This window comes from Streptomyces sp. MNU76 (assembly GCF_020982545.1).
Classification (GTDB): Bacteria; Actinomycetota; Actinomycetes; order Streptomycetales; family Streptomycetaceae; genus Streptomyces.
Map to the genome: position 1 here is coordinate 240,371 of NZ_JAJKLK010000001.1, position 15,440 is coordinate 255,810.

Here is a 15,440-nt window from a genome sequence, read left to right on the forward strand (position 1 = left end):
CCGCACGGGTGCCCTCGACCACTTAAACGTGAGCTGGATCTCTGCGGGATGTCGGGTGCCGGATGTCGGGAGTCTCCTGCGTTTCTAGATCGCCAACGACAGCAGCACCGGCGCCGCTCCCCGGTTCAGCGAGTTCGCCGCCGCCCGCAGCCGGTGCGCCTGCCGCAGTGGCAGGGACAGGGCGAGGCAGCCGACGGCGGAGCCCGCGGTGAGGGGGACGGCCGCGCAGACCGTGCCCGGCGCGTACTCCTGGAGGTCGAGGACGGGGACCGTGGGGGTCTGGGCGTCGAGTTTGCTCAGCAGCACCTTCTCGCTGGTGATCGTGCGGGCGGTGAGCCGGGCCGGGCGGTGCCGCGAGAGGTGGTCGCGGCGGCCGTTGAGGTCGAGCTGGCCCAGCAGGCCCTTGCCGAACGCGGTGGCATGGGCGGAGGAACGGAAGTCGACCCACTCGTGGACGGCGGGCATGGCCGGGCTGTCGGCCCAGCCGGTGACCTGGATCTCCCCGTCCAGATAGCGGGTGACGTAGACGGCCGCGCCCACGGAGTCGCGCAGCCGGTCGAGGGTGTGCTGGAGCTGCTCGCGCAGGGCCTGGTCATGACCCTGCGTGGAGCCCAGCCGGGCGAGTGCGGCACCGGTGACATAGGCGCCGTCGGTGGTCTGTTCCACGTACCCTTCGCGACGCAGCATTCGCAGGAGCGCGGTCAACCGCTCACTGTCGACGCCGGTGCGACGGGCGATCTCGGCGTCGGTGACGCCACCTGCGTGCCGCGCCACCGTCTCCAGGACGCGCAGCGCGTCCTGGGCCGAGTGGTACGGCGCGGTCGGCTCGTGCTTGAGCGCCACGGTTTCCCCCTGCGCTTCTCGGGCCGTTTTTCGGACAGCTTGCCGTCTCCCACGATACGGGCCAAGAAGCGTACGTGGAGGGGTTGTTCGCGAGAAAATGCCGGTATCGCCGGGCCTCCCATCTGCCGGACCAGCACTCTGGCATATGCCAGAGGTATGGCCCGGCGGATGGACCTCGGGTGTTCCCGCGTGATCAGTCGTTCACGTGCCGTAGTCAGAGGACGGCGCCGAGGAATTCCCGCGTACGTTCGTGCGACGGATCGCCGAAGATCTTCTCGGGGCTGCCCGACTCGATCACCTGGCCAGAATCGAACATCAGAACTTGATCCGAGATGTCCCGGGCGAAGTTCATCTCGTGGGTCACGCAGAGCATCGTGATGTCGGTGGTGCGGGCGATGTCCCTGAGCAGGTCGAGCACGTCCGCGACCAGCTCGGGGTCGAGCGCGGACGTCACCTCGTCGAGGAGCAGCACCTGCGGGCGCATCGCCAGGGCCCGCGCGATGGCCACCCGCTGCTGCTGCCCGCCGGAGAGCTGGGTCGGGTACGCGTCGCACTTGTCGGCGAGCCCGACCATGTCGAGCAGTTCCCGGGCCCGCGCCTCGGCCTCGTCCTTGGAGAGCCCGAGGACGGTGACGGGCGCCTCGGTGATGTTCCGCAGCACCTTCATGTTGGGGAAGAGGTTGAACTGCTGGAACACCATCCCGATGTTCTTGCGGACCTCACGGCGCTGCTTCTCGCTCGCCGGGAACAGCCGCTGCCCGCCGACGGTGATCGTGCCCTCGTCGGGCTTGGTCAGGGTCATCAGCAGGCGCAGGATCGTCGTCTTGCCGGAGCCGGACGGGCCGATCAGCGTGACGTGCTTGCCCGCGTCGACGGAGAAGTCCAGCCGGTCGAGGACGGTGTTGCTGCCGAATCGTTTGGTCACGTTCTCGAAGCGGATCAGCTCGCTCGTGTCCGCCACGCGCTCGCCGGGCGACTCGGGTTCTTTCATCAGCGGGGTGTCAGCGGACAAGGCGTCGCTCCAGGGTTCGCAGAAGCAGGGAGGCCGAATAGGAGATGAGGATGAAGGCCACCCCGATGACGGTCAGGGGCTCGGTGAAACGGAAGGTCTCCTGGGCGTAGAGCCGTGCCTCGCTCAGCATCTCCGGGACCGTGATCACCATCAGGATCGGAGTGTCCTTGAGCATCGAGATCACGTAGTTGCCCAGCGCGGGCACCACCCGGCGGACCGCCTGCGGCAGGATCACCACCGTCCAGGTGCGTCGCAGCGGCAGGTTCAACGCCGTGGCCGCCTCCCACTGGCCCGTCGGCACCGCCTCGATACCGGCCCGGTAGACCTGCATCGTGTACGTCGAGTAGTGCAGCCCGATCGCGAAGACGCCCGTGGTCAGCGCCGAGAAGGTCAGACCCCACTCCGGCAGCACATAGAAGAGGAAGAACAGCTGGACCAGCAGGGGAGTGTTCCGGATGAACTCCGTGACCACGCCCACCGGCCAGCTCACCCAGCGGGTCGGCGTCCGCACCAGCAGCGCCCACACCAGGCCGAGCAGGAAGGAGACGACCGAACCCAGGGCCAGCGCCTGCAGCGTGACCAGCAGTCCGTCCCAGAAGTGCGGCAGGAAGTCGGTGACCGCGTTCCAGTCCCAGTTCATCAGGCAGCACCTCCCGCGCCCGCGCCCTCGGGGACACGCGCCGACGGCACAGCCGCCTTCCTCACCGGGGCCTTGCCCACCCCGGCCTTCAACCGCCGCTCCAGCACCCGCATGGCCCGGGTCAGCAGGAAGGCGATCACGAAGTAGATGAGCAGCAGATACGCGTAGATCTCCACGCTCTCCTGGAGCGCCAGCCGCACCAGGCTGCCGCTGAACGCCAGGTCGCCCATGCCCATGACCGACACCAGCGCCGTGCCCTTGAGGAGTTCGACCACCAGGTTGGCGAAGGGCGGGATCATCTCGGGCACCGCCTGCGGCAGCAGGATCAGCCGCATCCGCTGCCACGGGGTGAAGCTCAGCGCGATACCGCCCTCGCGCTGCGCCGGATCCACCGCGGTCAGGGCGCCGCGCACGATCTCGGCGCCGTACGCCCCGTACGTCAGTCCGAGGGCGAGGACGCCCGCCCACATCGGGACGAGCTGCCAGCCGAAGGCCAGCGGCAGCACGAAGTACACCCAGAAGATCATGATCAGCGCGGAGGTACCGCGGAACACCTCGGTGTAGAGGCCCGCGACGAAGCGGACGATCCAGCGCCGGTGGGTGCGGGCGACCCCGACCACGAAGGAGACGGCCGTGGCCAGCAGCGCGCCGAACACCAGCAGCTGGAGGGTGACCCAGACACCGCGCAGTACCAGTTCCCAGAGTCCCGGTGTCATGCGCGACAGAGCTCCTTCGTGGTCAGGTCGGTCATCTCGACCTTGGTGAACCCGAAGGGCCGCAGCACCCGCAGCAGTTCGCCGCTCTCCTTCATCTTCCGCAGCTCGACGTTGAAGGCGTCCCGCAGCCGGGTCTCGGCCGGCCGGAACGCGAAGCCCGCGCCGTCCACCCGCGGCTTGCCGTCGACGAGCGCGGCGAAGGGCTTCGTGGCCTCCGTCGTGCGGGACTTCTTGACCACCTCACGGGTGGTCAGCGAGGTCCCCGCGAACACGTCGACCCGGCCCGCCTCCACGGCGTTCAGCCCGGCCACCTGGTCGGGCACGATGACGATGTCGCTCTCGGGGTACCCGGCCTCGACGGCGTGCGCGATCTGCGCGTACCCCGACCCCGTGGCGAACTTCGCCTTGGCCCGGATCACGTCCGCGTAGTCGTTGAGCCCCTTCGGATTGCCCTTCCGCACCACGAACGCGTCCAGCATCTGGTGGTCGGGCTCGGAGAAGATGACCTCCGCGCAGCGCTCGGGGTTGATGTACATCCCGGCCGACACGACATCGAACTGCTGGGAGTTCAGCCCGGGTATGAGCGACCCGAACTCGGTGGGCACGGGCTGGACCCGCTCCACGCCGAGCCGCTTGAAGATGACCCTGGCCACTTCCGGCCCCTCGCCGGTCAGCTCTCCGTCGGTGTCGATGTAGCCGAACGGGATCTCGCCCGCGATACCGAGCCTGACGACGCCCTGCGCCCGCAGCCGGTCCAGCAGCTCACCCCCCTCCGTACCGGAGGCCGTGGCCACCCTGCTGCACCCGGCGGCGCCCAGCGCGCCCGCCGTGGCGAGCGCGGAGGCGCCGACGAGCAGGGACCGGCGGCTGGGGCCGCGTGTCTTCCCGGTTCTCCCGGAGGTCTTCGTTGCTGGAGCCATGGGCGCGCGGCTACCCGACCCGATGCGATGTATTCACGCCACCGCGGCGCCCTTCACGACCCCCGCACACACGCGGGCCGGGCCCCTGCCGCCCCTCGGAGGCGCCCTTGACCCCGACGGCACCATGGAAGACATATGGAAGACATGACGGACACCACCGACCGCTATCTGGAGATCTCCCTGCTCAAGCGTCAGGTCGTGTGCCGGGCGAAACTCCTAGACGACCGCGCGCCGCGCACGTGCGCCGCCGTCTGGGACGCCCTGCCGCTGTCCGGGGACGTCTACCACGCCAAGTACGCCCGCAACGAGATCTACGCCCTCTTCCCGCCCTTCGCCCCCAGGAGCCACCCCTGGAAAACCCCACCGTCACCCCATCCCCGGCGACCTCTGCTATTTCTCCTTCGCCGGCACGGAACTCGCCACGCAGGCGTACGGCTACGACGCGCAGGTCCGCCCCGACACCACCCTGGTGGACCTGGCCCTCTTCTACGAACGCAACAACCTGCTCCTCAACGGCGACGTCGGCTGGGTACCGGGAATCGTCTGGGGCCAGGTGGTCGAGGGCCTGGAGGAGATGGCGGCCGCGTGCAACGACCTGTGGAGAACAGGGGCGGCGGGGGAGACGCTGCGGTTCAGCAGGGCGTAGGGGCGCCTCATAGCTCGGGGGTCCGGGTGCGTGGGCGGCTGTCGGCCCGGTGGGGCCGAGGGATGAAAAGCGCGGGGCGCAGCCCCTGCTTTCAGGGGCGCGGGGAACTGCGCGAGCAACCCCACCCACCCGCACACGCCCCGACCACCCCAGCCCCCACCCCTCCGACAACCCACCCACCCCTCGGGGTCGAAGGGGCAGCGCCCCTGGGTGGGGAGGGACGGGTAGGGGCGGCGGGGCGAATCAAACGCGGGAGCCACCGACGGCAGGCGCAGGCACCGTTCCTGAAAACTGAGCAGGAGTGAACCTGACTCAGCCGCACGCCCCGAACGGTCTTGAGCGCACTGGTCCCTGGCGTACTCAACCCCGAGGCAGCGACACGCATCCTGTGCGTGGTCCGATCCCGGGAGGCCGGTGTGCGACCTGGCCAAGTGGATACGGCCAGCGGCGACGGGCAGGCCCCGAACCATCTCTCCGGTGAAGCAGGGGCCCCGCACGCTGGCGCCATGTCCGGCGTCCCATGATCGCGCGATCACGTCAACCCGGACGGCCCAGGACGCCGCAAGCCAGGAAGCCGACCATCACACGATCGAGTCAAAGCGGCCTTATGCGCGCTCCTAGGCCAGCAGTTGCCAACCCCCGCCACCCTCGCCTCGTACAACGCATGCCCCACCCGCAGCACCAGGTCATCCCGATGCCGGGCCGCCACCACCTGAAGCCCCACCGGCAACCCACCCCCGTCCACCCCCACCGGCACACGCCGCCGCTGCTGCGTCAGGTTGAAGGGATACGTGAACGGCGTCCACCCCGTCCACCGCCGATGCCCCGAACCTCCCGGCGCCTCCACCCCGCCTCGAACGCCGTCACCGGCAACGTGGGCGTCACCAGCACGTCGTACCGCTCATGGAACGCCCCCATCCGCCGCCCCAGATCCATCCGCACATCCACCGCGGCCAGATACTCCAGCGCCGACAGCCGCGCCCCGGTGTCCCGGATCTCCCGCAACCCGGGATCCAGCAGCGCCCGCTGCCCCGCCCCCATCCGCTGCGTCACCCGCGCCGCCCCGCTGAACCACAGCGTGTGGAACGCCTCCACCGGATCACAGAAGTCGGGGTCGGCCTCGCTCACGTACGCCCCGAGCCCGGCGAGCCCCTCCACCGCCCGCCGCACCACGCCGGCGACCCCCGGCCGCACGGCGACCTGCCCGCCCAGCGTCGCCGAGTACGCGACCCGCAACCCCGCACCCCACCCGCGAGCGCGTCGACGAACGATCCGGAGACCGGCCCCAGCCCCGACCAGTCCCGCGCGTCGGGACCGGAGATCACGTCCAGCATCAGCGCCGCGTCGGCCGCGTCCCGGGTCAACGGCCCCACGTGCGACAGCGTGCCGAACGCGCTCGCCGGATACAGCGGCACCCGCCCGTACGTCGGCTTCAGCCCGAACACCCCGCAGAAGGCGGCCGGAATCCGCACGCTGCCACCCCCGTCCGTGCCCAGCGCCAGCGGCCCGCCCCGAGCGCGACGGCCGCCGCCGCGCCCCGCTCGAACCCCGGCCGTACGCGAGAGGTCGTACGGGTTCCTGGTCACCCCGCTGAGCGGCGAGTCCGTGACGCCCTTCCAGCCGAACTCAGGCGTCGTGGTCTTCCCCAGGAAGACCGCCCCCTGCTCCCGCAGCCGGGCCACGGAGGGCGCGTCCTCGTCCCAACTCCCCTTCTCCGCGATGGTCCTGGAGCCCTTCAGGGTCGGCCCGCCCCGCATCAGCAGGATGTCCTTCACCGTGACCGGCACCCCGTCCACCGCCCCGGCCGGCTCCCCGCGCCGCCAACGCCCCTCCGACTCCCGCGCCTGCGCGAGCGCCGACCCGGTGTCGATCCGGACGAACACGTTCACGTCCGGCTGCACCCGCTCGGCCCGTTCCAGCACCGCCCGGGTCACCTCAACGGGACTGAACTCGCCCTTGCGGTACCCCTCGACCAGTCGTACGGCGGACAGTTCCGTGAGCTCCGACATCCGGCCCCTCCCAGGGGAGTTCAATGCCCGGGCACGTACCCGCGCTGCTTGTCGACCACGTTGGGCAGCGGCTTTCCCGCCTCCCACAGCTCGAACAACTCCACGAACTGGGCGCCGAGTTCGTCCCGCCACCCCACCGTGTCCCCGCTCATGTGGGGCGAGACGATCAGCCCGGGGACGTCCCACAGCGGGTCGTCCGGGCCCAGCGGCTCGCGCTCGAAGACATCCAGCGCCGCCCCCGCGATCCACCGCTTGCGCAGCGCCTCCACGAGCGCGTCCTCCACCACGAGCTGCCCGCGCCCCACGTTGACGAACCGCGCGGACGGCTGCATGACCCCGAACCGCCGGGCATCGAACATGCCGTACGTCGCCTCCGTCAGCGGCGCGGCCGCGATCACCCAGTCGGCGCGGGCCAGCAACCGGTCCAGCTCCTCCGGACCGTGGACACCGGGCCGCGCGACCCGCCCGACCAGGGCCGTGTGCAGACCGAGGAGCCCCAGGTGACGCGCGATCGCCCGCCCGATCGGCCCGGACCCCACCACACACGCCCGGCTGCCCGCCACCCGCAGTGCCTCCCGGTGCCGCCACTCCCGCCGCCCCTGCAACTCCCAGCTGCGCGGCAGATCCTTGGCCATGGCGAGCACGAGCGCGGCCACGTACTCGGCGATCGGCGCCTCGAACACGCCGCGCGCGTTGGTCACCACCGTGTCCTCGGCGGCGGCCAGTTCGGGACAGAGCAGATGGTCGACACCCGCGCTGGCCGTGTGCACCCAGCGCGGCCGGGGCCCGCCCCCCGGCCAGGCGCCGCGCACCGCACGGGAGGTGAAGTCCCACACCAGCAGCACATCGGCGTACGGCAGCCGCTCGGCCAGCGTCGAGGCGTCGGCGTACTCGACCGTCGCCCGCCCGGTGAGCCGCCCGAGCCGGGGACGCGGTTCGGCGTCGAGGACGAGGAGACGCGGACGCTGGGACGAGGTCATGGGCGAGGCCCCCGGGGCGAGACGTGGCCGGTGGAGAGGCGTGTGACATGCACTGATTGACCACGCTCGCACCCGAACCTACCTTCGTCAACACGGACTTGCGCACGTTCTGTCGTCCGCACATCTCTCTCCGTGAGGCCGGTGGCTGTCATGAACGTCTCCTTCCTCGGTGGACCCCGTCCGCAGCGCGGCGTCGGTGTCATCGCCCCGTTCGACTTCGCCCTCGACCGCGAGCTCTGGCGCTGGGTCCCGGACGACGTCTCCCTGCACCTCACCCGCACCCCGTACGTCCCCGTCGAGGTGAGCCTCGACCTGGCCCGGCTGGTCTCCGAGCACGAGACGCTGCACGAGGCGGTCATGGCCCTGAACGAGGTCGCGCCCGAGGTCGTGGCCTACGCCTGCACCAGCGGCAGCTTCGTCGGCGGGGTGGCGGGGGAGCGCGCGATGGGCGAGGCGATGATCCGCGCGGGCGCCGCGCACGCCGTCACCACCTCCGGCGCGCTGCTCGCAGCCCTGGCCGAGCTGAACGCGTACCGTATCGCCCTGGTCACCCCGTACACCGTCTCCGTCACCCAGTCCCTGGAGGAGTACCTCGCCGAGGCGGGCATCCTGGTCACCGGCCGCGCCTCGCTCGGCCTGGTCCGGCACATCTGGAAGGTCCCGTACCACGACGTGGTGGCCATGGCCCACCGCGCGGTACGGGCGACCGCACCGGACGCCCTCTTCATCTCCTGCACCAACCTCCCCACCTACGACGTCATCCCCCAGCTGGAAGCGGAACTGCGGATGCCGGTGATCTCGGCCAACCAGGTGACGATATGGGCGGCACTGCGTCAGCTGGGTACTCGGGCGGTGGGTCCGTACCAGGCTCTGCTCGACGAGTCGGCCAGGCAGACGTTCGGTGCGGGACCTGTTCCGCCACCGCCGGTACTGCCGGAAGAACAGGAAGGTTGGGCATGACCGCACTCGGTTTCCTCTATCCGGGCCACTCCGCCGAGGACGACTATCCGCGTATGGAGCAACTGCTCGGCAGTGACATCCGGGTGGACGTGGTGCACACCGACATCGGCGAGGACGCCCACCGCGTCGACGCCCTGCGGGAGATGGGTGCCCCCGAACGGCTCGCCGCCGGCTGCGAGGCCCTCCGCCTGTCCGGCGCGGAGGCCGTCGTCTGGGCCTGCACCAGCGGCAGCTTCGTCCACGGCTACGAGGGCGCGCACGAGCAGATCCGCTCCCTCGCCCGCACGGCCGGCCTCCCCGCCTCCTCCACGTCCTTCGCCTTCGCCCACGCGGCCCGGGAGGTGGGTGCCACCAGGGTCGCGGTCGCGGCGACCTACCCCGACGACGTGGCCCGTCTCTTCGTCGACTTCCTCGCGGCGGCCGGCATCGAGGTCCTCTCCGTCCGGGGCGCCGGCATCGTCACGGCGGCGGAGGTGGGGACGTGGACCCTGGACGACGTCCTCACCCTCGCCCGCGCGGCCGACCACCCCGACGCGGACGCCCTGCTCCTGCCGGACACGGCCCTGCACACCGCCTCCCACATCCCCACCCTGGAGAAGGAACTCGGCAAACCGGTCCTCACCGCCAACCAGGTCACGGTCTGGGAGGCCCTGAGGCTGGCCGACAGAAGGGTCAACGCCCCCGAACTGGGCACCTTGTTCACCCGCGAACCGATCGTGCAGGCGTAGCACCCGGGCGAGCGCCCCTGAGGAAGAGGCCCGCAGGGCCGATTCCTCAGGGCGCGGGAACTGCGCGACCAGCCCCCACCGAACCCGCGCGTCCCCCACCCGCGCGGAGCGCGAAAGGGGGTCGAAGGGGCGCAACCCCTTGAGGACGGGACGGGTAGGGGCGGCGGGGGCGAGGAATAACCGGAGCCACCCTCCTGTTACCCACCCCGTACGCGCCCGACGCACCCCGCGACCCCGCCCGCCCCCAGGAGGCCCCACCGTGACCACAGACGAGATACGAGGCGAAACCAAGGGCACCGCCCAGTTCCCCCTCTCCGTCCTGGACCTGGTCACCGTCGGCGCCGGCCGCACCGCCACGGACGCCCTCCGCACCAGCGTCACCCTCGCCCGCCAGACGGAGTCCCGCGGCTTCCACCGCTACTGGGTCGCCGAACACCACTCCATGCCGGGCGTCGCATCCTCCTCCCCGGCCGTGATCCTCGCCCACCTCGCCGCCCACACCACCCGCATCCGCCTCGGATCGGGCGGCGTGATGCTCCCCAACCACGCCCCTCTGGTGATCGCGGAGCAGTTCGGCACGCTGGAAGCCATGGCCCCCGGCCGTATCGACCTCGGCCTCGGCCGCGCCCCCGGCACGGACGGCGCCACCGCCGCCGCCCTGCGCCGCTCGGCTCTCCTGAACGAGGGCGCCGACGACTTCCCCGAGCAGCTCGCGGAGCTCACCCGCTTCCTGGACGACGATTTCCCCGACGGCCACCCCTACCGCCGTATCCACGCGGTCCCGGGCCCGATCCAGAGCACCTCACCGGGCGGAGTCCAGTCCCCGCACCGGCCCCCGGTCTGGCTGCTGGGCTCCTCCGGCTTCAGTGCCCGTCTCGCCGGTTCCCTCGGCCTCCCCTTCGCCTTCGCGCACCACTTCTCCGCACGCAACACGATCCCGGCGCTCGACCTGTACCGCGAGTCGTTCCGCCCCTCACCGGTCCTGGACGCCCCGTACGCGCTGATCGGTGTCTCCGCCCTCGCCGCGGACGAGGAGAGGGAGGCCCGCCGCCAGGTCAGGGCCGCCGCGCTCAACATGGTCCGGCTGCGCACCGGCCGCCCGGGTCTCGTCCCGACGCCGGAGGAGGCGGAGGTGTACGAGTTCAGCCTGGTCGAACAGGACTTCATCGACTCCTGGAACGCGGACGTCGTGCACGGCACCGTCGACGAGGTGCGCACCCGCCTCGACGACCTCCACAAGCGCACGGGCGCCGACGAGTTGATGCTCACCACCCACGCCCACAGCGCCGACATCCGCCTGCGCTCGTACGACCTGATCGCGGACGCCTACGACCTGCCGCGCACCGGGGGTCAGGCCTGAGGGCAGGCCGCCGCCCCCAGCAGTTCCGCGATCCGTTCCGGCGGCACCGCGCGGGAGTACAACCATCCCTGCCCGGTGTCGCAGCCGAGCCGGCGCAGCCGTGAGGCCTGCGCGTCGGTCTCCACGCCCTCCGCCGTGACGGACAGCCCGAGCCGGTGGGCGAGTTGGACCAGCGCCTCGACGATGATCTCGTCGGCGGGGTTGGGCTGTCCGGCGTCCCCGACGTCCCCGGCGGTGGCGGGAGCCCCGGCCCCGCCGGGACCCCGCCCTCCTCGCCGTCCTCGTACTGGAACCCCCGGACGAACGCGCCGTCCAGCTTCAGCACCGACACGGGCAGGCGGCTGAGGTAGGCGAGGTTGGAGTACCCGGTGCCGAAGTCGTCGATGGCGATGCGGACGCCCATGTCGCTGAGGGCCTTGAGCGCCTGGAGGGGGCGTCCGGCCGAGCCCATGAGCGCGGACTCGGTGAGCTCCAGCTGGAGCAGGTGCGGGGCGAGGCCGGTCTCCGCGAGGATCTCGGCGACGTCGGCGACCAGATCGGAGTCCCAGACCTGGCGGACGGCCACGTTCACACTGACGAAGATCGGGGCCCGGTCGGGATGGTCCGTCTGCCAGCGGCGCGCCTGCCGACAGGCGGTGGCCAGAATCCACCGTCCGAGCTGGACGATCGAACCGTCCTCCTCGGCCAGTGAGATGAACCGATTCGGCGTCAACAGGCCGAACGTCGGGTGATGCCAGCGCACCAGCGCCTCGACCCCGCGCACCTCGCCCTGCGCCATGCCCACCAACGGCTGGTACTCCAGGACGAACTCGCCCCGCCCGACGGCCGCCCGCAGCGTGGACGACAGGGCCTGACGGGTCATCCGGTGGGCGTTGCGCTCCGGGTCGAACAGCGTCCAGCGGGCCTTGCCGTCGGCCTTCGCCCAGTACAGCGTCGTGTCGGCGGCCTGCATCAGCCCCGTCGCCGTGGTGCTCGCCGACTGCCGTTCGACGACTCCGATCGAGGCGGAGACGGACAGCCGTTGACCGGCCAGGTCGAAGGGCGCCTGCAGCGCCTTGAGGACCGAGTCGGCCAGATCGGCGAGTTGCTCGGTGCCGGTGGAGTCCTCCACGAGCAGCGCGAACTCGTCACCGCCGAGCCGGGCCACCAGCGGTGCCCCGGCCGCCGTTCCGGCCGTGCGCAGGAGCGCGGCCTCGTCGGCGCAGCGGGTGAGCCGCTCGGCGACGGCCGTGAGGAGCCGGTCGCCGACGCGGTGGCCGAGGGTGTCGTTGACCGCCTTGAACCCGTCCAGGTCCAGGTAGACCAGACCGATTCGGCCGGTGCCGGCCTCGTCGTACGCCTCCCGTTCGAGGGCGGCGGAGAGCTGTTCGAAGAACAGGGTGCGGTTGGGGAGGCGGGTCACCGGGTCGTGCATCTGCAAGTGGCGGAGCCTGGCCTGAAGCTGACGGTTCGCGCTGATGTCGGCGACCGAGAGCAGGACCGCCCGCTCCTCCTCGGGCAGCGGCGCCACCGAGACCTGTACCCACAACCAGGTCCCGTCCGGCTGTTTCAGCCGTCGGGTACAGCGCAGCCGGGCCTGCCGTCCGCGCAGCACCTCGCGGTACGCGTGCCAGGTGCGGGTGTCCGAGGCCAGGTCCACCAGGTCGGCGGCGACCCGCCCGACGAGCGGTTCGGAGGCCGTCCCGAGCAGGGTCTCCATCGCCCCGTTGGCGGTGACGACCAGCCCGTCCCGGTCGACGACGGCCATGGCGAGCGGCGCGAGGGAGAAGGCGGCGGGTGTCGTGGGACTCTCCTCCGACGACCGAGGCGGCTGAGATTGCTGGGGCGACTGAGGCGGCTGGGGCGGCTCAGACGACTGAACTGAGGCATTGGCGTGACGCTCTGTAATCGCCGGCCGGACGAGATCTGCCGCGGGCGCCGGCCCTTGGGACGTTCCGCTCACCGTTCGCTCCCGCAGTGCACTCGTTTTCGTACGGATCTCATATGTCTCGTCGGAGCGGCCGAACCTGGTACGTAGGGGCGCTCAAGCCGTGTCCGTGCAGGAAAGTGTGCCGATCATAGAGGCTGACCCCAGGGCCTTCTAGCCACTCTCCAGTCTCCCTGAACAACGACCTGATCTGACAGATCGTTTCTGCCCCGAGCCGAACGGCTTCCCCGTTCCGTGGATCGCTTGTGACGTTCCGTGAGCATCCGGGGTGTCGACGGCCGTGCCCCGAGGTGCGGGCGGGCGGGGTCGAGAGACCGCTCCTCACTCTTCTGGTGCAGGCAAACAGGGCGTAGTACTACAAATTCCGAAAATCTGGACGCGGCGTCCCCAAGATCCGCATCCGGAGGTCCCCGTGCAGCGTCCGCTCCCCTGGAAGGAACTCCTCGGCGACCGGGCGCCCGTGCTGCGCAGCACAACGGCCATGCTCACCTCCCTCACCGCACTCGCCGCGACCTCCCTGATCGCGGCTCCTTCCGCCGTACCGCTGTCGGAGTCGTGCACCCTGCGGCGCACCCAGGCGCACCACTCGGAGGGCCTCGACACCTGGAATTCCGCGTATCCACGCCCCACCCGCGACCTCGACGCCGTACTCGTATTCTTGTCATTCCCGGACGCGGCCCCTCTCACCACACCGGCCGAGCTGACCGCGGATCACTTTCCGGCCACCAGCGAGTTCTTCGAACGCGCGTCGTACGGCAAGTTCGCCCTCCGTTCCCACCCGCGCCGCGAGTGGCTGGAGATGCCCCAGCCGTCGACGGCGTACGCCATACGCCGTGACTGGAATGCGACGCACCGGGCCGCCTACCTCAGGGACGCCCTCGCCACGGCCGACCCGCACGTCGACTTCTCCCGCTACGACATCGTGTACTTCGTGGCCGACCCGCACGCGCCCGGTGTCGACTCGGACGCGACGAAGGTGGTGAACCTCCAGACCCCGCTGAAGGTCGACGGCACGGGTCTGCGCCGGGTGGTCACCGTGTTCGAACGGCATCCGCCGGACCGCCTCGTCCTCGCCCATGAGACCGGCCATGTCTTCGACCTCCCCGACCTCTACCGCCGCCCCGCCGACGGCAAGGGCGACTGGGACACCCACGTCGGCGACTGGGACCTCATGGGCAGCCAGTTCGCCCTGGCCCCGGACCTGTTCGCCTGGCACAAGTGGAAGCTGGGCTGGCTGGAACCCCACCAGGTGACGTGTGTGCACGGCGCCGGGACGACCCGGTTGACGCTGGAGGCGGTGGGGGCGGGCCCGCGGGGGCGTACGAGGGGAGACGGAGGAGGGCGCGGAGACCGGTGCCGGCGAGGTGGGGTACGCGGGCGGAGGGGGCGGCGTGGTGCTGGTGCTGGTGCCGACATCCGTGCCCGTGCCGAGGTCGGTGAGGCGGCTCCCGGTCCCGGTGTCGGCACCAGTGGTGGAGGTGTCACCGGCGTGGCGGCCGGGGCGCGAGGGTTCGGCGCCGGCCGGGGTACGAAGCTGGCGGTCGTCCGTACGGGTCCCGACAGCGCGCTCGGTATCGAGGCGCGGGGCGCGGTCGGGAACGACGCCTCCGTCTGCACGCAGGGCGTCCTCGTCTACCGCATCCGCAGCGGGGCCGAGTCCGGCGGCGGCCCCATGGAGGTCCTCGACGCCCACCCGCGCACCGAAGCCTGCTGGGAGGAGTCCGTCTACCCGCCCCTCGCGGACGCGCCGGTCGGCGTGGGCGAGAGCTTCACGGTGCCGGGGGAGGCCGTGCGGGTGGACGTGGAGGGGCGTACGACGTCCGGCGCGTGGACCGTGCGGATCACGACGGGGCGGTGAGGTGCTGTGCATGGGGGGCGGAGGGCCCGCGTGGAGGCATACGAAGGAAGCCCCTCGCTTCCGCGAGGGGCTTCTTCGTGTCGTGCGCCGCCAGGGACTCGAACCCCGGACCCGCTGATTAAGAGTCAGCTGCTCTAACCAACTGAGCTAGCGGCGCCTGCTGACGTCGTAGACCTTAGCACCCTGATCGGCGGGAGGAAAAATCGATACACGCACGGTCGCGGAGGCCCTCGACCGTGCCGCCCGCACCGCCGCCCAGAGCAGTACCTCGGGCCCCGGAAGCCAAGGTCGCCGGGTGTCCGGGGCGACGAGCCAACGGGAGCCGAGGCGGGTGACACCGGGGGTGCCGGAGGTCCCGGCGGCCCGGGAACCGTCGGTGCCGCGGGAGCCCTCGGGGGCCAGCACGGGCGGGACGGTGACCGCGTCACCGGTGCCATGACAGAGCAGGGGCGGGACCGCGCCGGTGCGGCCGGGGGAGCCCCACTCCTCCCACTCCAGGAGGGTGGGCAGCCGCTGGGCGGTGCCGGGGGCGCCGAACAGGAGCACGCGCCCGCGGTAGACGGCGACCGGTCCGGAGCCGGGGCCCTCGGCCCATAACCGGTCGAGCATGCGCCGCCCGAAGAGCGCCGGCACGCTGACGACATCGAAGACGGAGCCGCACGGCAGCACCACGGGGGCGGTCGGCCTCTCCTCCCACAGCGTCAGCGTGCTCCGCGGATACGTTCCTGCCGAGGCGAGCCAAGCGGCCCCCTCCGCCGTGACGCCGGCGACATCGACCCCGTCCTCCGGATACCTGCCCGTCCCCACTCCACCGCTCATGCGTCCAGGTCTACCGCCCGTG

Annotated in this window: 11 protein-coding genes, 1 tRNA gene and 3 pseudogenes; 5 read left to right on the forward strand and 10 right to left on the reverse strand. The window is 71.3% G+C overall.

Annotated elements, in window-relative coordinates; all coding sequences use genetic code 11:
* Positions 1-84: 84 nt before the first annotated feature.
* From E4N62_RS01045 to ehuB, 5 genes are all read right to left on the reverse strand, one after another.
* Positions 85-843, reverse strand: coding sequence for an IclR family transcriptional regulator (locus E4N62_RS01045; protein WP_230211511.1), 759 nt, complete (start codon positions 841-843; stop codon positions 85-87).
* Positions 844-1,057: 214 nt separating this feature from the next.
* Positions 1,058-1,834 (reverse strand): ectoine/hydroxyectoine ABC transporter ATP-binding protein EhuA, encoded by a 777-nt coding sequence (gene ehuA, locus E4N62_RS01050; RefSeq protein ID WP_230212356.1) that lies wholly within the window; start codon positions 1,832-1,834, stop codon positions 1,058-1,060.
* Between the two features lie 10 nt (positions 1,835-1,844).
* A complete protein-coding gene (ehuD, locus tag E4N62_RS01055; protein WP_230211512.1) occupies positions 1,845-2,495 on the reverse strand; it encodes an ectoine/hydroxyectoine ABC transporter permease subunit EhuD in 651 nt (216 codons plus the stop codon).
* Positions 2,495-3,211 carry an ectoine/hydroxyectoine ABC transporter permease subunit EhuC gene (gene ehuC / locus E4N62_RS01060; protein WP_230211513.1) on the reverse strand — a complete coding sequence of 239 codons (717 nt, stop codon included), beginning with the start codon at positions 3,209-3,211 and terminating at the stop codon, positions 2,495-2,497. The genes ehuD and ehuC overlap by 1 nt, the downstream gene beginning before the upstream one ends.
* Positions 3,208-4,131 carry an ectoine/hydroxyectoine ABC transporter substrate-binding protein EhuB gene (gene ehuB, locus E4N62_RS01065; protein WP_230211514.1) on the reverse strand — a complete coding sequence of 308 codons (924 nt, stop codon included), beginning with the start codon at positions 4,129-4,131 and terminating at the stop codon, positions 3,208-3,210. Before ehuB ends, ehuC begins: the two co-directional genes overlap by 4 nt.
* 144 nt (positions 4,132-4,275) lie before the next feature.
* Here ehuB and E4N62_RS01070 point away from each other — a divergent pair.
* Positions 4,276-4,777, forward strand: a pseudogene (locus tag E4N62_RS01070) (DUF3830 family protein).
* Between the two features lie 634 nt (positions 4,778-5,411).
* On the opposite strand, the pseudogene E4N62_RS01075 reads toward E4N62_RS01070, so the two are convergent.
* Together E4N62_RS01075 and E4N62_RS01080 are read right to left on the reverse strand one after the other, a co-directional pair.
* Positions 5,412-6,786: pseudogene (locus tag E4N62_RS01075) on the reverse strand (amidase); the annotation flags it as partial.
* Positions 6,787-6,806: 20 nt separating this feature from the next.
* A complete protein-coding gene (locus E4N62_RS01080) occupies positions 6,807-7,766 on the reverse strand; it encodes a D-2-hydroxyacid dehydrogenase (protein WP_230211515.1) in 960 nt (319 codons plus the stop codon).
* Positions 7,767-7,916: 150 nt separating this feature from the next.
* Here E4N62_RS01080 and E4N62_RS01085 point away from each other — a divergent pair, with 150 nt between their 5' ends.
* From E4N62_RS01085 to E4N62_RS01095, 3 genes are all read left to right on the forward strand, one after another.
* A complete protein-coding gene (locus E4N62_RS01085; RefSeq protein ID WP_230211516.1) occupies positions 7,917-8,726 on the forward strand; it encodes a decarboxylase in 810 nt (269 codons plus the stop codon).
* Positions 8,723-9,454 carry a decarboxylase gene (locus E4N62_RS01090; protein ID WP_230211517.1) on the forward strand — a complete coding sequence of 244 codons (732 nt, stop codon included), beginning with the start codon at positions 8,723-8,725 and terminating at the stop codon, positions 9,452-9,454. Before E4N62_RS01085 ends, E4N62_RS01090 begins: the two co-directional genes overlap by 4 nt.
* Positions 9,455-9,713: 259 nt before the next feature.
* Positions 9,714-10,814: an LLM class flavin-dependent oxidoreductase gene (locus E4N62_RS01095; protein WP_230211518.1), complete on the forward strand. Its 1,101-nt coding sequence runs from the start codon at positions 9,714-9,716 to the stop codon at positions 10,812-10,814.
* Here the strand turns inward: E4N62_RS01095 and E4N62_RS01100 are convergent.
* Positions 10,805-12,771 (reverse strand): annotated as a pseudogene (locus E4N62_RS01100) (putative bifunctional diguanylate cyclase/phosphodiesterase). The gene E4N62_RS01095 and the pseudogene E4N62_RS01100 overlap by 10 nt on opposite strands.
* 382 nt (positions 12,772-13,153) lie before the next feature.
* Between E4N62_RS01100 and E4N62_RS01105 the strand changes: the two are divergent.
* Entirely contained in the window at positions 13,154-14,599 is a 1,446-nt protein-coding gene (locus E4N62_RS01105; protein ID WP_230211519.1) for a M6 family metalloprotease domain-containing protein, read from the forward strand.
* Positions 14,600-14,682: 83 nt separating this feature from the next.
* Here the strand turns inward: E4N62_RS01105 and E4N62_RS01110 are convergent.
* Both E4N62_RS01110 and E4N62_RS01115 read right to left on the reverse strand, forming a co-directional pair.
* Positions 14,683-14,756, reverse strand: a tRNA-Lys gene (locus tag E4N62_RS01110).
* Positions 14,747-15,418 carry a bifunctional DNA primase/polymerase gene (locus E4N62_RS01115; RefSeq protein ID WP_230211520.1) on the reverse strand — a complete coding sequence of 224 codons (672 nt, stop codon included), beginning with the start codon at positions 15,416-15,418 and terminating at the stop codon, positions 14,747-14,749. Before E4N62_RS01115 ends, E4N62_RS01110 begins: the two co-directional genes overlap by 10 nt.
* Positions 15,419-15,440: the final 22 nt, after the last annotated feature.